Origin of the sequence: Brucella sp. BE17 (genome assembly GCF_039545455.1) — a bacterium.
GTDB lineage: Bacteria > Pseudomonadota > Alphaproteobacteria > Rhizobiales > Rhizobiaceae > Brucella.
This window is the reverse complement of the sequence record NZ_CP154467.1, coordinates 1,558,189-1,579,746: the sequence shown is the minus strand read 5'-3', so window position 1 is coordinate 1,579,746 and position 21,558 is coordinate 1,558,189. Positions and strand designations below refer to the sequence as shown.

Below are 21,558 nucleotides of genomic sequence, written 5' to 3'. Positions count from 1 at the left end.
GGCGCGTTTTAATTCTTTCGTTTTTACGCCGACCGAGGAGTTTTCTTAAATGGCTAATGTGGTTGTCGTCGGGTCGCAATGGGGCGACGAGGGCAAGGGTAAGATTGTGGACTGGCTGTCCGAGCGTGCCGATGTCATCGTGCGCTATCAGGGCGGTCACAATGCCGGTCATACGCTTGTCATTGATGGCGTCAGCTACAAGCTTTCGCTGCTGCCTTCGGGTCTTGTGCGCGGCAAGCTCAGCGTGATCGGCAATGGTGTGGTGGTCGACCCGCATCATTTCGTGGCCGAAGTTGAAAAGCTGCGCGGGCAGGGGATCGAAATTTCCCCCGATATTCTGCGTATTGCGGAAAACGCGCCGCTGATTCTGTCTGTCCATCGCGAGCTTGATGCCATGCGCGAAGGCTCGACATCGGGCCTGAAAATCGGCACGACCAAGCGCGGCATTGGCCCCGCTTATGAAGACAAGGTTGGTCGTCGCGCCATCCGTGTCATCGATCTGGCGGAACCCGAAACATTAAAGCCCAAGATCGAACGCCTGCTGACGCATCACAATCTGCTGCGCCGCGGCATGGGCCTTGAAGAAATCGCGGTCGATACCATTCTGACCGAACTGACATCGGTCGCTGACCAGATACTCCCTTATATCGATCAGGTCTGGCGTGTGCTCGATGAGCGCCGCAAGGCCGGTGACCGTATCCTTTTTGAAGGTGCGCAAGGTGCGCTTCTCGACAACGACCACGGCACTTATCCTTTCGTGACCTCCTCCAATACGGTGGCTGGTCAAGCGGCTGCCGGTTCAGGTCTCGGACCTACGGCAATCGGCTATGTGCTTGGCATCACCAAAGCCTATACGACGCGTGTGGGCGAGGGACCGTTCCCGACTGAACTTGACGATGAAATCGGCGTATTTCTTGGCACAAAGGGACATGAATTCGGCGTGGTGACAGGCCGCAAGCGTCGTTGCGGCTGGTTCGATGCGGTGATCGTGCGTCAGACAGTCCGTACATCGGGGATCAACGGCATCGCGCTGACCAAGCTTGACGTGCTCGACGGTCTGGAAGAAATCAAGATTTGTGTCGCTTACGAACTCGATGGCAAGCGCATTGACTATCTGCCATCTTCCATGGGCGCACAGGCACGCGTAAAGCCGATCTATGAAACATTGCCAGGCTGGTCGGAAACGACGGCTGGGGCGCGTTCCTGGAACGATTTGCCTGCGCAAGCGGTCAAGTATGTCCGCCATATCGAAGAACTGATCGGCGCACCGGTGGCCATGCTGTCAACCAGCCCTGAGCGCGAGGATACCATTCTCGTCACCGATCCATTCCACGACTGATCGTTCTGTGATGCATGAACACCCGGTTCGCCAGATGGTGGATCGGGTGTTTTTTATTGATAGCCTGACAGTTCATTTTGAAAGACTTTGCCTAATCTCTGTGTTCGCCTTTGATTTTCCTTGATTATTGTGATTATTGAGACATGTATTCCATCTGATACTCGCGGAAAACTGGGTAAGACGGCATGGCGGATTTTGTAGCGGTACTGAAAAAGACGATTGACGCGCAGGCGGACAAGTCGCCCGAGTTGCGTCAGCGCGTCTATGCCAAGGCGCGCGCCACGATCGAGCAGAAGCTCGTTACGGCGAATGCTTCACAGGCAGTGGCAGTCCGCCAGCGCGACCTTCTCGAAGATGCTATTGAGCAAGTGGAGGCGTTTTATGCGCCGCTCGCTCCAGTCGTAGAGGAGCCTCCTGAAGACGCGCTTGAGGATTTTCTTCGAGATACAAGCGCACACGCCGATGATCGGTCTTGGCAAGATGTCAATGAGCGTGCCAGACTTTCGGATGAATCCAACCATGAGCGCTATGATCCTGCGCTCGATGAGGAGGATGATTCATCCATAGGTTCCGAACGCGGGGATGATAGCAAGTTCGACCGCGCAAAGGAAAAAGCCGAAGCCCGGCGTAGCGAGTATATCGAGCGCGCTACAACGAAGGAAAAAGGTTCCTATAAGGGACTGATTGCTGGCGTTGTGGCGCTTCTGGTCCTGGCTGGCATTGGCTTTGGCATATGGGCGAACAAGGAAAAGCTGCAGGAAATGGCTTCAAGCCTTGGCCGCAGCGATGCGCCCTCTACCTCTGGCGACACACCCGCCAATACGGACAAGGACAATAGCGCAACGCAGCCTGCGGAAAACGCGGAAAACAATGCGCCCGGCGACGATACGCAGACGCCCGCACCACAGCCTGATGACGAGCAGAAACTGACACAACGTCTTATGCCGGACGGCAGCGAGGTTGATGATGGTCCTGCCGGAGAAGCTCAATCGCTCGGCGAAGGCAAGTCGACAGCGGCTTCCACATCGGCGGGTTCTGCCGCTCCGGCAGCACCTGGCAACCAGAGCGCGGATCAGCAACCGGTGGCACAGGGCCAGCAGGCGTTGCTTTATGAAGAGCGTGGCGGAACCGAACAGGGTTCGGTTGAACGCGGCACTGTTGAATGGTCGGTCATTCAGGAAAGCCCTGGTGACGGCCAGCCGGACGAACCTGCAGTGCGTGGGAGCATCACTCTGCCAACCAGTAAGTTGCAGCTCAAAATGACGGTGCGCAAGAATACCGATCAGTCCATTCCAGCCAGCCATCTCATTGAAATGGTCTTTATCCCGCCAGAAGATTTTTCGGGCGGTGTAATAGACAATGTTCAGCGTATTACATTCAAGGATACGGAGCAGGCGACGGGCAATCCATTGATTGCAGTGCCCTCGAAGATTGCGGATAATTTCTTTATTATCTGGCTCAACGATGCCCGTACCGCGCAGGATACCAACCTGTCGCTCATGCGCCGTCTGCAATGGATTGATATTCCAGTTTCCTACCGCAATGGACGCCGGGCGCTCATCAGTCTTGAAAAAGGTGCGCCGGGCGAAAAAGCATTCACTGATGTACTCGGGGCAAATTGATCTGACCATCCGATGAGAATTGAAAAGGCCGCTTCAAGCGGCCTTTTGCTTGCATTGATGCTGCTTGCAAAAATTATTCTCTTCTTGGAAAGACTTTGATTGCTGCTGCGCAATCTTCTGCTGATAGTCGAGATCAGGGCGTAATCGCGAAGTGAGAACGGTGGTAGCGCTGCTTAAAATAACGGCGACCGTGAGCTCATCCATGAGACTAACCTTGAGGTTGCGTAAACATATCCCATTGCCTAGGGATTTTTTCTAAAGTTATTTTGTAGGTTTTCGGTGAGAAAGCAGTGCGTATTTCTTGTCAATTCATGTAGCCGGCAAAGGCGCTCTCGCACCAATATGATTAAAAAGTACCGTTTAACGCAATCGGTTCTTATAGCCGATGAGAAAGACATTGATTTTCATAACTAACCGCTATTTATCAATTCAAGGCGGGAAAAGGAGAGGTTTTTCTATGAAAGTCAGTCTGCTTATTTCTCTAAGTTGCGCTCTGGTCTTTGCTTTTCAAGCCAATGCGGCTGATCACCAGGTGAAGATGCTCAATAAGGGAGAGAAGGGCGCTATGGTCTTCGAACCGGATTTCATAAAGGCGGAAGTCGGTGACACGGTGACTTTTGTGCCGACCGACAAGGGCCATGATGCTCAGAGCATCAAAGGAATGCTTCCGGAGGGTGTTGAACCATTCAAGGGCAAGATCAACCAGGAGGTGACAGTTACCGTGGATAAGGAAGGTGTTTACGGCGTCAAATGCGCACCGCACTACGGTATGGGGATGGTGGCATTGATTGTTGCAGGACAGCCTGCGAACCTTGAAACGGCAAAGGCTGTCAAGCACCCCGGCAAGGCCAAAAAAGTGTTCGAAGAACTCTATAGCCAGGCTGAAGCGCAATAGCGGAAAGGAGGAGGACATGGTTGATAAACTGAATGTGGACGCATTGCCAGATGTTGCTTTCGATAAGGATAGTAAGCTAACTCGCCGCAAGGTTCTGATCGGATCGGCGGGGCTCGCAGCGGCATCCGCCACTTTCGCGGCCACGCCGGCTTTGGCACAACACGACCATTCTGCCGCGACGGCTAAGGGGATGACCTCCCCGTCAGGAAGTCTTAGCAACCGCGTTTATGCGGTGGTGGATGGCGTAACCGATATTGCACGCAAGCCGACCGATATTCCGCCGCCGATCACCCGGCGTCAGCCTGAAACCGTAACTGTTGAACTTGAAACCATTGAATTGGAAGCACGGCTCGATGGTCGCACGACGTATCGTTACTGGACTTTCAATGGCACTGTGCCTGGCCCTTTCGTCCGTGTTCGTGTCGGCGATACCGTAAAGGTTTCGCTGAAGAACGATGAAAGCAGCACCATGATGCATAATGTGGATTTTCATGCTGTGACCGGTCCTGGTGGTGGTGCAGAAGCCACGACGGCTGCGCCCGGTGAAACCAAACGCTTCACGTTCAAGGCTATGAATCCCGGTCTCTATGTCTATCATTGCGCGGTACCGCCGGTCGCCATGCACATTTCGAGTGGCATGTATGGGATGATCCTCGTAGAGCCTGAAGACGGATTACCCGAGGTCGACCATGAATTCTATGTCATGCAGGGAGAAATCTATACCGAGGAGGAATTCGGATCCTCGGGCCTTCTGACCGAAAGTTATGAAAAGCTGCTGAATGAACGCCCTGAGTATTTCGTACTCAACGGTCATGTCGGCGCGTTGACCGATCACTATCCGATGAAAGCAAAAGTCGGTGAGACGGTCCGTATCTATTTCGGCGTAGGTGGTCCGAACTTCCAGTCGTCTTTCCATGTCATCGGCGAAATCTTTGACAGGGTCTATCAATTTGGATCATTGACCTCGCCACCGCTCACTGATGTGCAGACCGTAACTGTACCAGCTGGCGGCGCGACGGCGGTTGAATTCAAAGTCGAAGTGCCTGGAAAATATGTGCTGGTCGATCACGCTCTATCGAGAGTGGAACGGGGGCTTGCTGGGTTTCTGATTGTTGAAGGCGACGAAAACCCGGATATCTTCAAAGTGGATGAAGAATGAAGCTTTAAATTATGCAGAAAGGCGCGTAGAATCGCGCCTTTCACAACAGTTTTGCTTTATGCATGTATGTCTGAAACAACGTTCAATGCTTTTTGCTGCTTGAACGCAGCCGCCTTGACGGCCTCCTGTACTTTTTCAAAAGCACGCACTTCGATCTGGCGCACACGTTCACGACTGATGCCGAATTCGCCGGACAGGTCTTCCAGTGTCATCGGGTCTTCTGCGAGGCGACGCGCTTTGAAGATACGGCGCTCGCGGTCGTTGAGCGTATCCATCGCCTGTTCCAGCATGGAACGGCGGTTCTCCAGCTCATCCTGCTCAATAAGCGTCTGCTCCTGAGACGAACTGTCATCGACCAGCCAATCCTGCCATTCTCCTGATTCGCCTTCGCTGGCGCGCAGGGGCGCATTGAGCGAGGCATCACCCGACAGCCGGCGGTTCATGGAAACCACTTCGTCCTCGCTCACATTGAGCTTGGTGGCAATCTGCTTGACTTGATCAGGGTTGAGATCGCCATCGTCCAGCGCCTGAATTTTGCTCTTCATTTTGCGCAGATTGAAGAACAGGCGCTTCTGATTGGCGGTTGTGCCCATCTTCACAAGGCTCCACGAACGCAGGACATATTCCTGGATCGAAGCCTTGATCCACCACATGGCATAGGTGGCAAGGCGGAAACCACGTTCTGGTTCAAACCGCTTGACGGCTTGCATCAAGCCGACATTGCCTTCGGAAATAACCTCGCCGATCGGCAAGCCATAGCCACGATATCCCATCGCGATCTTGGCGACCAGACGCAAGTGGCTTGTCACCAGCCGATGGGCGGCTTTCGGATCGGTATGTTCATGATAACGCTTGGCCAGCATATATTCTTCCTGCGGCTCAAGCATCGGAAAACGGCGGATTTCTTCCAGATAACGGGTGAGACCCCCGTCTCCGGATGTAATGCTGGGAAGTTTCATCTGGGCCATAGAGCACCCTCCTTGATTAATTTCAGGCTCCCATCTGGCGAACCTGTCGCGTTGGCTGCCTCCTGCACATCCTCACGCGAGTACACTTATATAAGCATCATTTTGGCGAAAACACGGTTAAACAACCTGTGAAACAATCTGTCACTACAATGTGAACGATCTGTTTTGTCATAAGTCACAGAAACGTCTTTGCCGCTTTACTGAGAAGCCGGATGACTATCGCTTATACAGGCGTTTTATTGGAGTTGGAAAACCTGCCAGCTTACACATCATATAGAGTGGCTGCGAAAACTTTCCACAAGGTGGTTCATATCCGCGGGAAGCGGTGATTGGAAGCGCATCAATTCTCCCGTTGCCGGATGCGTGAACGCTAAAAGCCTCGCATGCAGTGCCTGTCTGGGGAAATTCTGTACTGCCTCTTTCAACGGTTCCGGCAATTTGTTGGCCTTGGTCTTGTAAGAACCGCCATAATCCATGTCGCCGACAAGCGGATGGCCGAGATGCGCCATATGGACGCGAATTTGATGGGTGCGGCCTGTTTCAAGACGGCATTCCACCAGTGAAGCAATTGCTGTCGCATCTGCGCGCGCGCCGTATTTCTCCAGCGTTGTATAATGGGTCACAGCATGGCGCGCATCCTCGCGTTCTTCACGAACGACTGCCTGTTTGGTGCGGTCGCGATGCGAACGGCCAAGGTGCGCGTCAATCGTTCCCTGCGGGCGCTCCGTCATACCCCAGACGAGTGCGAGATAGGTGCGTTCCAGTTCGCCCGTGCGGCCATGATCGGCAAACTGATCGCTCAGGTGCCTGTGCGATCGGTCGTTCTTGGCAACGACGAGTACGCCACTTGTGTCCTTGTCGAGCCGGTGAACGATGCCCGGGCGGCGTACACCGCCAATGCCGGACAAGCTATCGCCACAATGATATATGAGGGCATTGACCAGCGTTCCCGTCCAGTTACCGTTTCCGGGGTGAACGACAAGCCCCGACGGTTTGTCGATAACAATGAGATCATCGTCCTCATAGAGGATGTTGAGCGCGATGTTTTCGCCTTGCGGTTCGGCTTGCTCAGGCTCGGGCAGCACGATGGTGATTTTCATGCCTTCGCGCAGCTTCTGCCTGGTTTCGCGGGCGGGTATGCCGTCGACGGTCACATGGCCTTCGGCAATCAGGGATTGGATACGACTGCGGGAGAGTTCCGGCCCCAATGCTGCGGCTAACCACTGGTCTAGTCTTTTACCAGCAGCGTCGGGGGCGGCGATTAGCTCTTTCAATTGTCTCTTCCCTTCGTTATCACCCAAGCGCGGGCGCATGAACCGGAGTTATTCGATGCAGGATCCACATTATCCACGATATCAGAATCAAGACGATTCGACGTATCAGGATTATCAGCAGGGCTATTATCAAGACCAGCCGTCCGAGCCACCGCTCGATCCTGCAATGGAACGTGTGCGACGCAAGATGATCCGGCTTCTGGCAGTTTCCATCGGCGTGATGCTGATTGGTCTTATGGCGGTGCTTGTCGCCGTTGTCTACAAGATCAATCGCGCTCCAGATGAGACACCAGTGGAAGAAGCGCGTACAGACATTCCGGGGCAAACTGCTGCACAGCCCGTGAAGCCGGAGCCGCCAAAACTTATCGAGTCGCAACTTAATCTTTTGCCGGGAACACGGCTTTTGTCGCAAAGCATTTCCGGAGACCACCTTTCCCTGGAAACCTTGTTGCCCGATGGCGGCACTGAACTCGTCATTTACGATTACCGGGAATCGCGCATCATCGGACGCATCAAGATGGGCAGTGTCGAATAATTGCGGCTATTTTTTTGGCTTGGTTCAGGCCGTTTGTTTGCGAGAGAGGATTGCGCTTTATGACAAAGGCGCCTATATGAGCGCTCTCGCAACGCGTTTGCGCCCATCGTCTAGCGGTTAGGACGGCGCCCTCTCACGGCGCAAACAGGGGTTCGATTCCCCTTGGGCGTACCATTGTCCTACCCATTTTCATGTATGCTGGCGAAGACACTTTGATGAGTAGTTTCCAAGTGCTGTTTCGATTCCATCGACACAGCTTTGACGATGGCGTAACTGACGGGGTAAGCGCCAGAATTTCGAAGAGTGTTGGGGAGATCGAGGTGGTTCTAGTTGCAAATATTTGCAACTGGCGTCAGGAAGATGCATAATCTGTTTATGTCTACAATGCAGAAAAAGCCCGATTATGAGCAGGAGTTGCGTCAGGCAGGGGTCCGCATCACGCGGCCGCGCCGGATCATTCTTAATATACTGACTGAAACGGAAGACCATCCCGATGCGTTAGAGATTTTCCGGCGTGCAGTTCAAATCGATGGTAGTATTTCTCTCTCCACAGTCTACCGCACCATGAAGCTGCTGGAAGAGCTCGGGGCCATTCATCGGCATGCCTTTGCCGGAGGCCCGTCGCGCTTTGAGCAGGCAAGCGGGGCACATCACGACCATATTATCGATATGGAGTCAGGGGATGTGGTGGAGTTTCGGTCCGATAAGATTGAAAAACTTCAGGAAGAAATTGCACGTTCGCTGGGTTACGAAATCATTCATCATCGCCTTGAGCTTTATTGCAGGAAAATAACATCCTGACAAAGCTCTGCGGTCGGTGTTCGCAAACCCGCTTACAGATCAAACTGTTCGGCCGGGATCGTGAGCGAATAGACAGCACCGCTGCTATCAAGTTGATATTCCGCATCGCCGCTCACCGCAGCCGGAACAATGCGCTGCAAAACAGCACTGCCAAAGCGCGGGTCATGTTCTGGAATTTCGGATGAAATCGGATTTGTTTCTTCCCAGCGGAACAACAGCCATTCCGTATTGTCCTCGCGCTGCTCGACCGTGGTGGAAATTTTAACATGGCCGCGCGGCGTGGAAAGTCCGCCAAACGACGTGGCATTAACGACAAGTTCGTGTAGTGCCAGCCCTATATGCAGGGCTGCGCCAGGAAACAGATAGGGATTATCGCCTTCCACACTGATACGTCTGTCGTTGAGGCCAATATATTTTTCGAGCTGCGAATGAACGAGTTCGCGAAACAGTGCACCGCGCCAGTTGGAATCGGTCACCAGATCCTGAGAATAGGACAAAGACTGGATACGACCGCGAAACTTGGGCAGGAAATCATCAATCGTATCGGTGAAACGCGCTGTCTGTGCAGCGATGCTCTGCACTATTGCCAGCAGATTCTTTGAGCGGTGGCTAACTTCACGTAACAGCGTTTTCAACACCTGTTCGCGGCGCTTTAATTCGCTGATTTCGAGAATGGTTGTTACCAGACCAAGCACATTGTCATTGGCATCCCTATCGCAGTCGATATGGAGATCAAGCCAGCGGACTTTTTTGCCGTCGCTGATCGGTAATTCCATATTCTGTGCGTTTTGGGTCGTCAGAGCCTCAACCTTGATAGCTTTAAGTTTTGCCAGCAAAGGTGAAGCGATGAAATCATCATCGATCCCGTCCGCTTTCCACTGGTCCTGCCAGTAAGACGGAATATTCTCACCCCAAGCGTAAACCATATCGGGCTTTTGGTAGAGCACACAGACATTGCTGTTGCGCACGGCTCGAAGCAGCGCTCTTAGACGGGCCGCGTCTGGCTTTGCTTCTCGCGATGACTGGTTCGATGCGCTCATGTCGGTCTCGATAATTAAGATTGCAAAGCTGTAGAACGGATTGAGCTCTGACTTTCATATGAAAACAACCGTCGCGCTCCTGACGCGCGACGGTCTTTTTTAATGACTTCGAATTCAGTGCGAAGTCGTAAATCCTTTAAGCCTTGCGAATTGCAGAAGCGATAAGCGATACGACCAGAAGGGCCAGAAAAACGAAGAACAGAATTTGGGCAATTCCGGCTGAGGCTCCGGCAATGCCGCCAAAACCCAAAGCACCTGCTACCAAAGCAACGACCAGAAATACCAGCGCATAATAAAGCATGTTCGATCTCCTCTTTTATATATGCAAAATAAACGCCCTTGACCGGCATTCGGTTCCTGCTGAAACATGAAAAGAGAAGATTTACAGTCTGCATTCTATTAGCGACTCACGAAAAACAGCGCCTTTCCGGAATTATACTTTCCAAAAAGACGCCAAAGTTTCATAAATTTGGTTACGCTGCAATCTGCGATGTTTCCTCGAAGAACAATGCCTGACTTATGAGCGCTTTAACCATGTCTGGATTGAAGGGCTTGGTAACGAGGAATGTCGGTTCCGGTCTCTCGCCGGTAAGAAGGCGCTCGGGAAAAGCCGTAATGAAGATGACCGGGATCGTATCCTGCTGCAAAATTTCATTAACGGCATCGATCCCAGAGCTTCCCTGGGCAAGCTGGATATCAGCCAGAACCATGCGCGGCTTTTCTTTCTTATAGAGTTCCAGCGCCTCATCCTTGGTGCGCGCGATACCGACGACCTCGTGGCCGAGGCTCTCCACCATCTGTTCAATATCCATGGCGATAAGCGGCTCGTCTTCGATGATCATCAGACGCGTTGCAACCTGACGCGAAATTTCCGTCGATGCGGAGGCAAGAAGGCGATTGAGCTCAGGTTCGTCGAGGTCAAGAATTTCCGCGGTTTCCTTTTCGCTGAAGCCTTCTACGGCCACGAGCAGAAAGGCCTGCCGGGGCAGGGGAGAAATATGAGAGAGATTGCGGGTTGCGCGCTGCTCCCAGGCAATCTCCGATGTCTGTTCAGGAATCTGAATAGACGCGGTCTTATGCAATTCACAAAACAGACGATAAAGGCCAATGCGATCCGACGAGCTTGCCGGGAAAATACTGACATCTGCGATGAGAGCTTCGAGTACCGCTGCCACATAAGCATCGCCGGATCCCTGAGAGCCTGTGAGGACACGAGAAAAGCGACGAAGATAGGGAAGATGGGGCGCGATACGCGTGGATAACGTCATGATAGCAACTCCTCAATTGCCGCTTTGTTTTATTCCAACTCTTAATGATGCGTTATATACGTTTCATGAGGATGTCGGACACACAGAAAACTGCGTTTTGGCGCGGCATTATGCTTATCAACGGGCGTCGGTGAAAAAAGTTCCATTCTGTAGGATATTTTTGGAACTTTTTTGAACGTGGTGCATTTGGCTCCACAGACACGGTAACAACAAGGACAAGGCTTCCAGCCTAGAACAATCCAGTATGACCCATAAAAACAACCTTCATATGAATGGCGCCGGACCATCCCGGCGGATTCAGAAGGATATTTTAGGACCCAATTGCGAAGTCGGTTTCAAGCTCAGAGCCTTGTACACGTCGATACAAGATGAAACTGTGCCGGACCGCTTTCTGGACCTTCTCGAAAAGCTTGATCAGGCTGAACAGGAGAGTATGCGTGGACAAAGTACCCGCTCCGTCGGCTGACGGTAATGCGCAGTTCAAGCGCGAGCTTTTGGCTGCGTTGCCTAGTTTGCGTGCGTTCGCCGTGTCGCTGAGTGGTCAGCATGACAAGGCCGACGATCTCGTGCAGGACGCTATCATGAAAGCCTGGGCTAAGCAGGAGTCCTTCGAGATGGGCACCAATATGAAGGCTTGGCTTTTCACCATCCTGCGTAACGAATTCTACTCACAGATGCGCAAGCGTGGACGCGAGGTTCAAGACACGGATGGTATTTTCAGCGACCAGCTTGCCGTGCATCCATCGCAATACGGCGCACTCGACCTTCAGGATTTTCGTGCGGCACTTGAACAGCTTCCAGACGATCAGCGCGAAGCGATCATTTTGATCGGGGCATCAGGTTTTGCTTACGAAGAGGCCGCTGAAATTTGCGGTTGTGCGGTTGGTACGATCAAAAGCCGCGTGAGTCGCGCACGGACACGTTTGCAAGAAATTTTGAAGATCGAAGGCGAAAGCGATTACGGACCAGATGCTGACTCGTCGCGCGTGACTTTGAGAAGCTTCGCATGATGATGCTGCTTTGTCCGCTACCGTACACAACGCGGCCGGCATCTCTTTTGAGCAAATATTTTAGCTTTCGTTAAAGTTTTCTGCTTTAGTGGACCAATCTTGTGTTCAGTTGTGCGCTTTGCGCGTGCAGCTGAACGCGACTTTCGAGAATCCACTGGAAACGCAAGCTTACTAGTGGTTTTATAGGCTTTGGCATCTGCTCTGGGCGAACCCGCTATGGGGGAGCAAATGTTGATTAAAACCATTGGTGACTTGTGCCGCTGATATCCCCTGTCGGCGGAAGTCAGTTTATGGGGCGCATATTGCCTTCAGCCTTGTCGCAGAAATTTTTCCAGTCCTCATTGAGACCGATTGCCGTTATTGCGTCGCTCGGACTGGTCTTGTTATCGGCGTTGATGACGATGTTTCTTTCATCGAGCGTCAACCATCAGATCGTCGACATCTCCCGCAATTATGCATTGCGCCAGCAGGTCGACAAGGTTGCGCGGCTCGCCAGCAATATAGAAATGAGCAGGCGCGGTTATCTTCTGACCCTGGATGAAGCACAGCTCGAACTGTATCGTAATTCCGTTCTTGCCGCAGACCAGATGCTCACCGAATTCGAATCCCTTGTGGGGTCCAGTCCCTTGCAGGACGCGCGCGTGAAACAGATACGCGCGCTGATCGAGGGGCAACAGGAGGAAGTGCGCGAGACGACAGAGGTGGTTTCTCGCGGAAATGTCGATGCGGCATTGGCGAAAGTGCGAGACGGTAATGCCGGTCGCCTGATGGATCGCCTTTCGCAAACGGTTGCGCAATTTATCGAGGTTGAAGAGCAGCATCTTGCTCAACGGAATGCGCGCATCAATCGTATGCGTTACTGGATGGTTGCGGCTTCGATCGTTGCCTTGGCATCTGCTGCCATGCTGGCGTTCTTGTTGTTCACGCGGGTTCAGCGTTATGTGAGAATGATGATCGAGGGGCAAACGGCGCTTCGCTCGGAAAATGAAATCCTGGAGTTGCGTGTTCAGGAGCGAACCGCAGAACTGGAAGAAGAACGACGCATCGCCGAGCACGAGCGCCATCGGGTGGAACTTCTTTTGCAGGACACTAATCATCGGATCGGCAATTCGCTTGCGACAGTCTCATCGTTGCTGGGCTTGCAGATGCGACAGGCCAGCAGCGAAGATGCTCGTGCAGCCCTTTCGGCGGCACGAGACAGGGTTCAGACTGTTTCAACGGCCCATCGGCGTTTGCGGCTCGGCGAGGATATGGAGACCGCGCATGTTGATGAGTTTCTGACTTCGGTGATTGATGATATCCTCGAGGCCGTTGGCAATGATCGAAAATTCGAGATCGTTACGGATTTTGCCTCTCTGGATCTCAAAGCGCGCGATGTCACGACAATCGGCATTATCGTCGGCGAGCTCGTCACCAATGCCATCAAACATGCCTTCAAGGGCCGCGCGCAAGGGCATATTTTTGTTCGTCTGCAGAATGGCCCCGATGACGTACCAGTCCTGGTCGTAGAAGATGACGGCATTGGCTGGGGCGGGAAAGATGATGCCAAGGCGTCCCAGAAAAATGGCCTTGGCATGCTTGTTGTCAAGCAGCTTTGCATGCAATTTGGCGAAGAACCGATTTACACGCATGCCGGAAGCGGTTCTGGCACATGTGTTACAGTTCGACTTGCATCGCTGGTCGAGGATACAGATGGCGCTTCTCGCTCGAGCGAGGAAAAGGCCGAAGAGTAGTTCATTTAAAAACGATAAGATATTTTTCTAACTATGCCCCGGAAAATTTCCGGGGCATATATTTAAGTCTACCAAAGAACGCTCGTAAAAGTCAGAGTGATCACAGTTTGCGTGAGCGTTTCTTTTTGCCCAAGAGAGAGACCAGTGCGATACCTGCCAGTGGCAGGGCTGCAGCAAGGATGGGACGCTTGAGGATGGACGGAACCGTGGCGACCGCCGCAGTCGCCATGAGCGCCGATTTATCGGCTTCGATGCGTTGCTTGCGTTTTCTTTCTTCCGCAGCGTCCTGAATTTTCAAAACGGCCAGAATGATCAAAGCCATGATCAAGGCAACGGCTGCAAGAATAAGAGCCGCGAGCGGACCGTCATAAGTCCGCTCCAGCGCCAGAAAGGCCGCCACACAGAGGAAAGTCGCGGCTATCAGGCCGAAAACGGCTATTACGGCTCCAAATATAACGGTTCTCTTAGTGCGGTGAGCAGCGAATTTCACTTGCTCACCAGCAACAGCCGACAATAAAGGGATGAGAGCTTTTAGCATGACACGCCTCAGCGGCGTGTGAGGAGAGCGAGAAGATAGCCGATGCCCAAAGCCGTTGCGAGAGAAGCGACGGGTCGCTCACGAACTTTTTCCACGAGCTGAGCTTCCAGATCTTGCGCTTTTCCACACAGCTCATCGACGATGTCACCGCCTTGCTGATAAGCGCTTTGATAGGTTTGGGTGGCACTGCGCTTTGCATCGCGCACGGTCTGTGAACCGAGATCACCAAGAGTTGCGGCAATGGCTGCGATATCTTCTCGCAACTGCTCGACCTGCGCCTGCAGATCCTGAGGCGTTGAATCGGTGAGGGTTTCTTCGATCTTTTTTTCCAGATTGCCTGTCTTGGTGGATGCTCGCGCCATATCGGGTCTCCTGTCACGTAACGGATGATCGTGCTGTTAACGCGTTATAAGCCTAATGGTTGCACGCAACTGCTAATCCGGCAACTGCTAGCGCTGTTTCATCCTTCATATGGTAAATGAGACTGGTCCCAATAAAGGGCAGAATCTGTGCCCTCAAGCAAAAACCAGATAGATCAGCACACAAATAGCCAGAAATGCCAGTCCTAGATAAGTGACCCTGAAAGAGGAGGGGGCTGAAGGCAGCGGGTCGTCATTGCCTGCCATAGCCGTTCTGGCGGCATGTTCCAGCGCTTGAATTTCTTTGAGCGTCATGTGCTGGTTCCTCCACAGAAACTCGCCCGCCCTGAGCCGATAATCTGATGAAGGTATGAGGTCCGATTTGCCATTATTTTGCAACAGCTATTTATGCCGGGTTGATTGGAGCTTTCGGTTTTGAACCCAGAAAAATGCAATCCTGATCAAACATGACTTGCGTAATCATATTATTGGGAGTTAAGAAGGGCCCGAAAAGCGAGCTCGGCAGCTGCGCAATGGGTTGTCGCGGACGCCCGAGTTGAACAATCAAAAGGCGATCAAAATGACTGGTTTTTGTCGGAAAGGCTCCATGGCTGCGGCGATGAGCGTAGTATTGCTGAGCTTTGGGCTGGGTTTCGCCCCGGCAATGGCCCAGAATGCGGCTCCAGAGCCGGCGCAGCCTTCCACGCAAGCGCCTGTTGCGCAACGGCCAGCCGAGCAGACGCCGACGGGTCAGGCCCCGGCCACCCAGCCTGCTCCGTCGCCGGTTCCCGCCCAGACGGGTGGTGAAGCCGAGCAATCGCCGGTGCTACAGCAGCAGAGCCCCGCAGTGCCGGTTCAGGCCGTCGGTGAGGAAAGAGATGCGACCTTACCACAGGACCTTTCTCCGTGGGGCATGTTCATGGCCGCAGATTGGGTGGTGAAGACTGTAATGATCGGTCTGGCCCTTGCGTCACTTGCGACATGGACCGTGTGGATTGCCAAATCGCTCGAACTTTCCGGTGCGCGCCGTCGTGCGCGCAAGGCTCTCAAAATCATCGGTCACTCCGCCACGCTCTCGGATGCGGTCAGTGCACTGGATGGGGTCAAGGGTCCGGGTGCCATTATGGTGCGGGCTGCCGAAGATGAAGTGCGTCTTTCCAGTCCTGCGGTTGCGCGTTCGGGCGGTGAAGGCGTCAAGGAGCGTGTCTCCTCGCGTCTCACGCGCATTGAAGCCAAGGCAGGTCGCAACTTGTCCAGAGGTACGGGGGTTCTGGCGACGATCGGTTCCGTTGCTCCCTTCGTCGGTCTTTTCGGTACCGTGTGGGGCATCATGAACTCGTTCATCAATATCAGTGAGGCGCAGACGACCAACCTTGCTGTGGTCGCGCCTGGTATTGCGGAAGCCCTGCTTGCGACCGCGATTGGTCTTGTTGCCGCTATCCCCGCCGTCGTAATCTATAATGCTTTTGCACGCGGGATTACCGGTTACCGCTCGTTGTTGGCTGATGCTTCCGCAGGTGTCGAGCGGCTGGTCAGCCGCGATCTGGATTTCAGTAAAGCGGGCGTGCACGAAAGCGCGCTGCATGCAGCGGAGTAGGAGCCATGGCTGGTAAGGTTCGTGAAGGCGGCGGTGACGATCTCGAACTCAATCACGAGATCAACGTAACGCCCTTTATCGATGTGATGCTTGTGTTGCTGATCATCTTCATGGTTGCAGCACCCTTGGCGACCGTCGATGTGAAGGTCGATCTGCCTGCCTCGACAGCTGCACCTCAGCCGCGTCCTGACAAACCGCTTTATGTGACGCTGAAAAGCGATCTCAGTCTCAATGTCGGCAATGACATGGTCGTGCGCGAAAATCTTGGCAGCTTCCTTGATGGGGCATCGGAAAAAAACAAGGAAGCCCGCATTTTTCTGCGCGCCGACAAGAATGTCGGCTATGGCGAGCTTATGCGCGTCATGAACTTGTTGCGTGAGGCTGGATATCTGAAGATCGCGTTGGTAGGGTTGGAAACAGTTGGTGCAGACACGCCGCCCGGAGCAGCTGATCGGCCTGGGCCCACGCCTGCTGGAGCCGGTCAATGATACAATTGCCGCCCGATCACCCGCCTATCAAGGTTGCTTCTCCTGATGCGCCCCAGTCTTCCTTCTGGCGGGATACAGGCCGCTGGCTTTGCGCTGGTATTCTCGTTCTGTCGGCTCATGCTGCGGGCGCCTATGTTATTCACGTAACGCAGGATCAGGACCAACCGGACGGCGGTGAAGTTGCGGCGATGGTTGTCGAGCTTGCGCCGGAGCCAACGGCTCCTCTAGAAGAGCAGGCATCCGAGAGCGCTCAGCCTGAAACCGCTGAAGTACCGGAAGAAGAAATTGAGCCCGAACCTGAGCCGACACCGCCTGAGCCGGAAGAGGTGACGCCGCCCGAACCCGAAGAGCCGGAAGAGATTGTCCCTGACGTTGTTGAAACTGAAAAGGCTGAAGTTGCGGTACCCAAGCCGGTAGAAAAGCCTGAACCTAAACCGGAGCCGAAGCCCAAGCCGAAGAAGGTGGAAAAGCCCAAGCCGAAAAAGGCCGAGAAGGCGCGAGAGACCCGGCAGGCAAGTGCACCGCGCATTGATGCCAACGACGGGGCCAAAGCTGCCGCTAATCGGCGTGGCCAGAACAATTCGGCATCAGCGGGTGTGAGTTCAGCCAAATGGAGTTCGAAACTGCAATCGCATATGGCGCGCAGTGTCCGCTATTTGAAGCGCAGGAAACGTGATGCCAAAGGACGGGTGCTTGTCAACTTTGTCGTCGACCCTTCAGGAAATGTGCTCTCTGCTCGGGTCGCCAGCTCGTCCGGTGATGCCACCGTCGATCAGTTGGCGGTAGAAGCGGCACGCCGTGCTTCGCCGGTGCCCGCACCGCCGCCTGCTATTGCTAAAGCACGAATGGCAGTCACCTTGCCTCTTTCGTTTGAATGAATGCTGCTAAGAAAGCCGGCTTTTTCTTGGTCTTTCAAGGCAAAAAATATTGCGCTTTTATTCCGAGGATAGGGCCACGGCTGGCAGAAGGCGTGAAGCCTTTCGTGCTGGCAGGAAGCCGAAGACAAGCCCCGTGGCGAAGGCACAGGCAAATGCCAGCAATACCGGGCCGACACTGTAACCGATGGCAAGCCCGGCCCAACCGGCGAGTGCTGCGGCGCCAAGTCCCAGTGCCACGCCAAATGCGCCACCGATCGCCGATACTGTGACGGCTTCTGTAATGAACTGCAGAAGAATGTCACGTCGTCGAGCGCCTGTCGCCATCCGTACGCCAATTTCGCGCGTGCGTTCGGTAACGCTTACAAGCATGATGTTCATCACGCCAATCCCACCGACAAGAAGCGATATGGCTGCAACCGAGCCTAGAAAAACGGTGAGCGTATTCCCCATGGCAGTGGCATCCTCGCGGATAGATGACATGTTCGTAATCATCGTATCGTTCTGTCTGTGGCGCTGATCGAGAAGCTTCTGGATTTGTTCCTGAGTCGTGTTGATAAGATCAGAGTCCTTCACTTGAACCGTAATGGTTCGGACGTATTTCTGTCCGAACAGGCGCAGATTACCCGTCGAAAGCGGCACAATTACCACATCGTCCTGATCTGATCCGCCAAAACCTGCTCCCTTGGCCTCTAGTGTCCCGATGATCTGGAACGGGATTTTATGAATGAGAATATGTTGTCCAACCGGATTGGAGCCATCGGGAAAAAGCGTCTTCACCACCGTGGCCCCAAGAACTGCAACGGGCGCATAGGCGGACATGTCGCTTTGGGTTATGAAATCGCCGGAAGCAAGTTTCCATGACTTGGCTTGCGAAAAAGCGGGCACTGTTCCGTTGGCCTGGGACTGGTAATCGATATTGCCGCGGCGCAACGTAACCGTTCCGGTGACTTCTGGCACTGCGGATTTGATATTGGGAAGTTCCAGAATGGCGTCAGCATCTTCGGGTACCAGGGTTGCAATACTTCCCGTTCCCCGGAAGCCCGCCATTGCGGGACGCACGAGAATGAGATCGGTGCCCATGGCGTTGATACGGTCGAGAATGGAATTCTGGGCACCGGTTCCGATCGCAAGCATCGTCACCACGGAGCTGACGCCGATAATGATGCCAAGCAGGGTCAGCACGGTGCGGAAAATATTGGCCTTTAATGCCCGCATGGCCATTTTTACCGCTTCCGATACATCGGTTATACTGGCTGCATGCGTGTCGTCCTGCTGCAAGCGGCGGGGCGCTTCCATGTCGGGGACGGCGCGCTTGACCGTGTCGGATAAAATCTGCCCGTCCCTGATCTCGATCAGACGGTCGGCGCGTTCGGCCACTTCGCGTGCATGCGTGATCAGGATGATGGTGTGACCTTGCTGATGCATGGAACGCAACAGCTCCATCACGTCTTCGCCGCTCTGGCTGTCAAGCGCGCCGGTGGGCTCGTCAGCAAGGATGATGCGGCCACCATTCATAAGAGCGCGCGCAATGGAAACACGCTGCTGCTGACCGCCCGATAGTTGATTGGGGCGATGGTCGAGACGGTCGCCAAGCTTGAGCGATTTCAATAGTTCGGCGGCACGCTGATGGCGCTCAGAGGACGATAGACCGGCATAAATGGCCGGAACTTCAACATTTTCCTGCGCGGTCGAGGTCGCAATCAGATTGTAGCTCTGGAATACAAAGCCAAAAGTGCGCCTGCGTAAACCTGCCAGCGCATCGGCGTCGAGCGTCGATACATCTTCACCGTCGATAAGGTAATGACCACCGCTCGGGCTGTCGAGGCAACCCAGAATGTTCATCAGCGTCGACTTGCCCGAACCCGAGGCCCCCATGATGGCCACGAATTCTCCGGCCTCAATATCGAGTGTAATGCCGTGGAGAACCTCTACGGCAAGATCGCCGTTGTGGTAGGTCTTGCGGATGTCTTCAAGCCTGATCAGCGGCGTATGGTGCGTGGTTGTGGTCATCAGAAAAACGGCCCGCCACGTCGTCCACGGGCATTGGCGCCTGTTGCCGTATCCGATGCACTGGTCACGATGACCTTGTCGCCTTCCTGCAATCCCTTTTTGATTTCCGCCTGAACGCGGCTACGCACGCCTATTTCGACCGAACGCTCGCTCACGACGCCATTGTCGTTGACCACCCGCACGACGGTTTCGGTCTTGTCGGATTGCGCACTGCGTTCGTGTTTTTCGCTCAAGGCGGATACGGGCACAAGCAGAACATTTTTTGCGGAATCGATGACGAAATAGACCTGCGCACTCATGTTGAGCATTAATTCGCGGGTCGGGTTAGGCACATCGAAAAGTGCGTAATAAAGCACGACGTTATTTTCGGTCTCAGGCGTCGGTTTGATCTGGCGGAGAGTGCCTGTAAAGCGTTTGTCTGGTTGTCCAAGCAGGGTGAAATAGACCGACATGTCGGGCTTCAGCCTCGAAATATCGGCTTCGGAAACCTGTGCCTCCACGGTCATGGTAGTAAGATCGGCAACGGTCACGATGGTTGGAGCGCTTTGAACGGCATTGAGCGTTTCGCCTTCCTTGGCGCTCTGGTCGACGACCGTTCCGTCCATGGGGCTGTAAATCTTCGTGTAACCAAGATCCACCATGTCACTGGAAAGCTGGGCTTCTTGTTGGCGTATCTGCGCACCGAGCGCCTTCACATCTGCTTCGGCGATGGCAAGGTCGGCATCGGCCTGATCGACCGTTGCCTGTGACACGCCACGGGTGGCGAGCAGCGACTTCTGGCGTTTAGCATTGAGTTTTTTCAATGTCAGTTGAGCATCCTTGCTGAGAAGCTGCGCTTTCAGATTATCGAGCTGCGCGTTGGCGATTTCGATTTTTTTCTCAAAGGGCGATGCATCGATTTCAGCTAGCTGCTGCCCCTGCTTGACCTGATCACCGACTTCGACCTTGACGCTTTTCAACTGGCCCGAAACCTGCGCGCCGACATTGATGCTGCGAAGCGCGCTGAGCGTGCCCACTGCTGTGATGGCGTTTTCGATATCACCACGCGTGACCGGTTCCGCAAGATAGTTGCTTTTTTCGGTTCCCGCGGTCCGCACATCGTAAAAATACCAGACAGAGCTACCAGCAATTACGAGAATAAGAATCCAAAGCCACCACCGGCGAGATTTACCGGAATGCTTTCGCAAAGGCGCTGCCTGCTGACCCTTTTCGGTCGAATTCAATGTTTTAAGCAACGGACAACCTCTGCAATTCGAAAAGTTTCAAGACGCGCTATTACTAGGCTGACTGACGAAAATCACCATTAGCAAATCGGTACAAGCAAGAAATCGTTTCTACCAAACCCGCACAGCGATAAAGCGCATTTGTGGTATGTAAATGTCTACAACGAGGATTTCATCTTAAATATTTGTCATGAAATGAAGAAACTGCCTGCAGTTCCGCAATAGAGACGCAAGATTTTGGGAGGTTTATTTGATTGTTTCTTGAAATCTGAAAAAAGCCGGTGTGAACCGGCTTTTTATTTTAGAGCGCTATTTTCGGTCACGCTGTTCCGGTCGAGCCAAACCCACCGGCTCCGCGTTCCGTATCTGTAATCGTCGTGCGCTCTTCGATTAAGGCTTGCACGACGGGCGCAAAAACAGCCTGTGCAATCCGCATGCCGCGCTCTATGCGGAAATCGTCTTCTCCAAGATTGATGAGCAGGATTTTCACCTCCCCACGATAATCGGAATCGATCGTTCCGGGTGTATTGAGGCAGGTGATGCCGCTTTTGAAGGCGAGGCCGGAGCGCGGGCGTATCTGGACCTCATAGCCTTGCGGAATTTCAAAGATGAGACCGGTCGGCACCAGTGTGCGCCGACCCGGCAGGAGCACGATCTGCCGGTCTTCGGCTACTGCCGCGCGCAAATCCATACCTGCTGAGCCGGATGTTTCATAAGCAGGTAATTCAAGGCCGTTAGCATGTTCCAGACGAATAATGCCAAGCGCGGGAGCAGATACTGCTGTCATGAGAGGGCCTTTCCTGTTGGGAATTTCATTGGCA

At 53.7% G+C, this 21,558-nt stretch carries 24 protein-coding genes and 1 tRNA gene; 13 read left to right on the top strand and 12 right to left on the bottom strand.

Translation table 11 applies throughout. From position 1 onward, the window contains the following. Positions 1–49: 49 nt before the first annotated feature. Positions 50–1,339 carry an adenylosuccinate synthase gene (locus AAIB41_RS07680; protein ID WP_343312722.1) on the top strand — a complete coding sequence of 430 codons (1,290 nt, stop codon included), beginning with the start codon at positions 50–52 and terminating at the stop codon, positions 1,337–1,339. Positions 1,340–1,524: 185 nt separating this feature from the next. Next, positions 1,525–2,961, top strand: a complete 1,437-nt coding sequence (locus AAIB41_RS07675; RefSeq protein WP_343312721.1) for a transcriptional regulator — start codon at positions 1,525–1,527, stop codon at positions 2,959–2,961. A gap of 33 nt (positions 2,962–2,994) precedes the next feature. On the opposite strand, the gene AAIB41_RS07670 is transcribed toward AAIB41_RS07675, so the two are convergent. Then, positions 2,995–3,165: a hypothetical protein gene (locus AAIB41_RS07670; protein ID WP_343312720.1), complete on the bottom strand. Its 171-nt coding sequence runs from the start codon at positions 3,163–3,165 to the stop codon at positions 2,995–2,997. A 253-nt stretch (positions 3,166–3,418) separates the two neighbouring features. Here AAIB41_RS07670 and AAIB41_RS07665 point away from each other — a divergent pair, with 253 nt between their 5' ends. Beyond that, positions 3,419–3,856 (top strand): pseudoazurin, encoded by a 438-nt coding sequence (locus tag AAIB41_RS07665; RefSeq protein ID WP_343312719.1) that lies wholly within the window; start codon positions 3,419–3,421, stop codon positions 3,854–3,856. 16 nt (positions 3,857–3,872) lie between these two features. Further along, on the top strand, positions 3,873–5,015 hold the full coding sequence (gene nirK, locus AAIB41_RS07660) for a copper-containing nitrite reductase (protein ID WP_343312718.1): 1,143 nt from the start codon (positions 3,873–3,875) through the stop codon (positions 5,013–5,015). Positions 5,016–5,071: 56 nt separating this feature from the next. Here nirK and rpoH read toward each other — a convergent pair whose 3' ends face one another. Together rpoH and AAIB41_RS07650 are read right to left on the bottom strand one after the other, a co-directional pair. Beyond that, positions 5,072–5,983 (bottom strand): RNA polymerase sigma factor RpoH, encoded by a 912-nt coding sequence (gene rpoH / locus AAIB41_RS07655; protein ID WP_343312717.1) that lies wholly within the window; start codon positions 5,981–5,983, stop codon positions 5,072–5,074. Between the two features lie 269 nt (positions 5,984–6,252). Continuing rightward, complete coding sequence (locus AAIB41_RS07650) at positions 6,253–7,296, bottom strand: RluA family pseudouridine synthase (RefSeq protein ID WP_343312716.1); 1,044 nt, start codon at positions 7,294–7,296, stop codon at positions 6,253–6,255. A gap of 16 nt (positions 7,297–7,312) precedes the next feature. On the opposite strand from AAIB41_RS07650, the gene AAIB41_RS07645 reads away from it, so the two are divergent. The 3 genes from AAIB41_RS07645 to AAIB41_RS07635 all read left to right on the top strand — a co-directional run bounded on the left by AAIB41_RS07645 (position 7,313) and on the right by AAIB41_RS07635 (position 8,593). After that, entirely contained in the window at positions 7,313–7,792 is a 480-nt protein-coding gene (locus AAIB41_RS07645) for a hypothetical protein (protein ID WP_343312715.1), read from the top strand. A 99-nt stretch (positions 7,793–7,891) separates the two neighbouring features. Then, positions 7,892–7,966, top strand: a tRNA-Glu gene (locus AAIB41_RS07640). A 201-nt stretch (positions 7,967–8,167) separates the two neighbouring features. Then, positions 8,168–8,593, top strand: a complete 426-nt coding sequence (locus tag AAIB41_RS07635) for a Fur family transcriptional regulator (protein WP_343314703.1) — start codon at positions 8,168–8,170, stop codon at positions 8,591–8,593. Between the two features lie 32 nt (positions 8,594–8,625). Here the strand turns inward: AAIB41_RS07635 and AAIB41_RS07630 are convergent, their stop codons facing one another. The 3 genes from AAIB41_RS07630 to AAIB41_RS07620 form a co-directional block, all read right to left on the bottom strand. Next, positions 8,626–9,633: a sensor histidine kinase gene (locus AAIB41_RS07630; RefSeq protein WP_343312714.1), complete on the bottom strand. Its 1,008-nt coding sequence runs from the start codon at positions 9,631–9,633 to the stop codon at positions 8,626–8,628. Between the two features lie 136 nt (positions 9,634–9,769). Beyond that, positions 9,770–9,934 (bottom strand): DUF1328 domain-containing protein, encoded by a 165-nt coding sequence (locus AAIB41_RS07625; protein WP_007876538.1) that lies wholly within the window; start codon positions 9,932–9,934, stop codon positions 9,770–9,772. Between the two features lie 172 nt (positions 9,935–10,106). Next, positions 10,107–10,901, bottom strand: coding sequence for a response regulator (locus AAIB41_RS07620; RefSeq protein ID WP_343312713.1), 795 nt, complete (start codon positions 10,899–10,901; stop codon positions 10,107–10,109). A 244-nt stretch (positions 10,902–11,145) separates the two neighbouring features. Between AAIB41_RS07620 and AAIB41_RS07615 the strand changes: the two genes are divergently transcribed. The 3 genes from AAIB41_RS07615 (at position 11,146) to AAIB41_RS07605 (ending at position 13,644) form a co-directional block, all read left to right on the top strand. Beyond that, positions 11,146–11,367 carry a NepR family anti-sigma factor gene (locus AAIB41_RS07615; RefSeq protein WP_343312712.1) on the top strand — a complete coding sequence of 74 codons (222 nt, stop codon included), beginning with the start codon at positions 11,146–11,148 and terminating at the stop codon, positions 11,365–11,367. Further along, positions 11,339–11,911 carry an RNA polymerase sigma factor gene (locus AAIB41_RS07610; protein ID WP_343312711.1) on the top strand — a complete coding sequence of 191 codons (573 nt, stop codon included), beginning with the start codon at positions 11,339–11,341 and terminating at the stop codon, positions 11,909–11,911. Before AAIB41_RS07615 ends, AAIB41_RS07610 begins: the two co-directional genes overlap by 29 nt. Before the next feature lie 302 nt (positions 11,912–12,213). After that, positions 12,214–13,644: a CHASE3 domain-containing protein gene (locus tag AAIB41_RS07605; RefSeq protein WP_343314702.1), complete on the top strand. Its 1,431-nt coding sequence runs from the start codon at positions 12,214–12,216 to the stop codon at positions 13,642–13,644. A 100-nt stretch (positions 13,645–13,744) separates the two neighbouring features. Here AAIB41_RS07605 and AAIB41_RS07600 read toward each other — a convergent pair whose 3' ends face one another. The 3 genes from AAIB41_RS07600 to AAIB41_RS07590 all read right to left on the bottom strand — a co-directional run bounded on the left by AAIB41_RS07600 (position 13,745) and on the right by AAIB41_RS07590 (position 14,856). Continuing rightward, positions 13,745–14,182 carry a hypothetical protein gene (locus AAIB41_RS07600; protein ID WP_343312710.1) on the bottom strand — a complete coding sequence of 146 codons (438 nt, stop codon included), beginning with the start codon at positions 14,180–14,182 and terminating at the stop codon, positions 13,745–13,747. Positions 14,183–14,190: 8 nt separating this feature from the next. Beyond that, complete coding sequence (locus AAIB41_RS07595) at positions 14,191–14,544, bottom strand: DNA gyrase subunit B (RefSeq protein ID WP_343312709.1); 354 nt, start codon at positions 14,542–14,544, stop codon at positions 14,191–14,193. Between the two features lie 153 nt (positions 14,545–14,697). Further along, positions 14,698–14,856 (bottom strand): hypothetical protein, encoded by a 159-nt coding sequence (locus AAIB41_RS07590; RefSeq protein WP_343312708.1) that lies wholly within the window; start codon positions 14,854–14,856, stop codon positions 14,698–14,700. Positions 14,857–15,121: 265 nt separating this feature from the next. Here AAIB41_RS07590 and exbB point away from each other — a divergent pair, with 265 nt between their 5' ends. Genes exbB through AAIB41_RS07575 form a run of 3 tightly spaced genes read left to right on the top strand, consistent with a single transcriptional unit; the run spans position 15,122 to position 17,504 of the window. Further along, the gene (exbB, locus tag AAIB41_RS07585) at positions 15,122–16,138 is read left to right on the top strand and encodes a tonB-system energizer ExbB (RefSeq protein WP_343312707.1); all 1,017 of its coding nucleotides are present in this window, start codon (positions 15,122–15,124) and stop codon (positions 16,136–16,138) included. Positions 16,139–16,143: 5 nt separating this feature from the next. Then, a complete protein-coding gene (exbD, locus tag AAIB41_RS07580; RefSeq protein WP_343312706.1) occupies positions 16,144–16,626 on the top strand; it encodes a TonB system transport protein ExbD in 483 nt (160 codons plus the stop codon). After that, entirely contained in the window at positions 16,623–17,504 is an 882-nt protein-coding gene (locus tag AAIB41_RS07575; protein WP_343312705.1) for a TonB family protein, read from the top strand. Before exbD ends, AAIB41_RS07575 begins: the two co-directional genes overlap by 4 nt. A gap of 57 nt (positions 17,505–17,561) precedes the next feature. Here the strand turns inward: AAIB41_RS07575 and AAIB41_RS07570 are convergent, their stop codons facing one another. The 3 genes from AAIB41_RS07570 to dut all read right to left on the bottom strand — a co-directional run bounded on the left by AAIB41_RS07570 (position 17,562) and on the right by dut (position 21,524). Further along, the gene (locus AAIB41_RS07570; RefSeq protein ID WP_343312704.1) at positions 17,562–19,514 is read right to left on the bottom strand and encodes a MacB family efflux pump subunit; all 1,953 of its coding nucleotides are present in this window, start codon (positions 19,512–19,514) and stop codon (positions 17,562–17,564) included. Next, positions 19,514–20,749: an efflux RND transporter periplasmic adaptor subunit gene (locus AAIB41_RS07565; protein WP_343312703.1), complete on the bottom strand. Its 1,236-nt coding sequence runs from the start codon at positions 20,747–20,749 to the stop codon at positions 19,514–19,516. Before AAIB41_RS07565 ends, AAIB41_RS07570 begins: the two co-directional genes overlap by 1 nt. Positions 20,750–21,056: 307 nt before the next feature. Continuing rightward, positions 21,057–21,524, bottom strand: coding sequence for a dUTP diphosphatase (dut, locus tag AAIB41_RS07560; RefSeq protein WP_343312702.1), 468 nt, complete (start codon positions 21,522–21,524; stop codon positions 21,057–21,059). Positions 21,525–21,558: the final 34 nt, after the last annotated feature.

Excerpts from the sequence above, each read along its gene's own strand:
- AAIB41_RS07680 (WP_343312722.1), top strand. The coding sequence starts at position 50 with ATGGCTAATGTGGTTGTCGTCGGGTCGCAATGGGGCGACGAGGGCAAG.
- AAIB41_RS07675 (WP_343312721.1), top strand. The coding sequence starts at position 1,525 with ATGGCGGATTTTGTAGCGGTACTGAAAAAGACGATTGACGCGCAGGCG.
- AAIB41_RS07670 (WP_343312720.1), bottom strand. The coding sequence starts at position 3,165 with ATGGATGAGCTCACGGTCGCCGTTATTTTAAGCAGCGCTACCACCGTT.
- AAIB41_RS07665 (WP_343312719.1), top strand. The coding sequence starts at position 3,419 with ATGAAAGTCAGTCTGCTTATTTCTCTAAGTTGCGCTCTGGTCTTTGCT.
- nirK (WP_343312718.1), top strand. The coding sequence starts at position 3,873 with ATGGTTGATAAACTGAATGTGGACGCATTGCCAGATGTTGCTTTCGAT.
- rpoH (WP_343312717.1), bottom strand. The coding sequence starts at position 5,983 with ATGGCCCAGATGAAACTTCCCAGCATTACATCCGGAGACGGGGGTCTC.
- AAIB41_RS07650 (WP_343312716.1), bottom strand. The coding sequence starts at position 7,296 with ATGCGCCCGCGCTTGGGTGATAACGAAGGGAAGAGACAATTGAAAGAG.
- AAIB41_RS07645 (WP_343312715.1), top strand. The coding sequence starts at position 7,313 with ATGCAGGATCCACATTATCCACGATATCAGAATCAAGACGATTCGACG.
- AAIB41_RS07635 (WP_343314703.1), top strand. The coding sequence starts at position 8,168 with ATGTCTACAATGCAGAAAAAGCCCGATTATGAGCAGGAGTTGCGTCAG.
- AAIB41_RS07630 (WP_343312714.1), bottom strand. The coding sequence starts at position 9,633 with ATGAGCGCATCGAACCAGTCATCGCGAGAAGCAAAGCCAGACGCGGCC.
- AAIB41_RS07625 (WP_007876538.1), bottom strand. The coding sequence starts at position 9,934 with ATGCTTTATTATGCGCTGGTATTTCTGGTCGTTGCTTTGGTAGCAGGT.
- AAIB41_RS07620 (WP_343312713.1), bottom strand. The coding sequence starts at position 10,901 with ATGACGTTATCCACGCGTATCGCGCCCCATCTTCCCTATCTTCGTCGC.
- AAIB41_RS07615 (WP_343312712.1), top strand. The coding sequence starts at position 11,146 with ATGACCCATAAAAACAACCTTCATATGAATGGCGCCGGACCATCCCGG.
- AAIB41_RS07600 (WP_343312710.1), bottom strand. The coding sequence starts at position 14,182 with ATGCTAAAAGCTCTCATCCCTTTATTGTCGGCTGTTGCTGGTGAGCAA.
- AAIB41_RS07595 (WP_343312709.1), bottom strand. The coding sequence starts at position 14,544 with ATGGCGCGAGCATCCACCAAGACAGGCAATCTGGAAAAAAAGATCGAA.
- AAIB41_RS07590 (WP_343312708.1), bottom strand. The coding sequence starts at position 14,856 with ATGACGCTCAAAGAAATTCAAGCGCTGGAACATGCCGCCAGAACGGCT.
- exbB (WP_343312707.1), top strand. The coding sequence starts at position 15,122 with ATGACTGGTTTTTGTCGGAAAGGCTCCATGGCTGCGGCGATGAGCGTA.
- exbD (WP_343312706.1), top strand. The coding sequence starts at position 16,144 with ATGGCTGGTAAGGTTCGTGAAGGCGGCGGTGACGATCTCGAACTCAAT.
- AAIB41_RS07575 (WP_343312705.1), top strand. The coding sequence starts at position 16,623 with ATGATACAATTGCCGCCCGATCACCCGCCTATCAAGGTTGCTTCTCCT.
- AAIB41_RS07570 (WP_343312704.1), bottom strand. The coding sequence starts at position 19,514 with ATGACCACAACCACGCACCATACGCCGCTGATCAGGCTTGAAGACATC.
- dut (WP_343312702.1), bottom strand. The coding sequence starts at position 21,524 with ATGACAGCAGTATCTGCTCCCGCGCTTGGCATTATTCGTCTGGAACAT.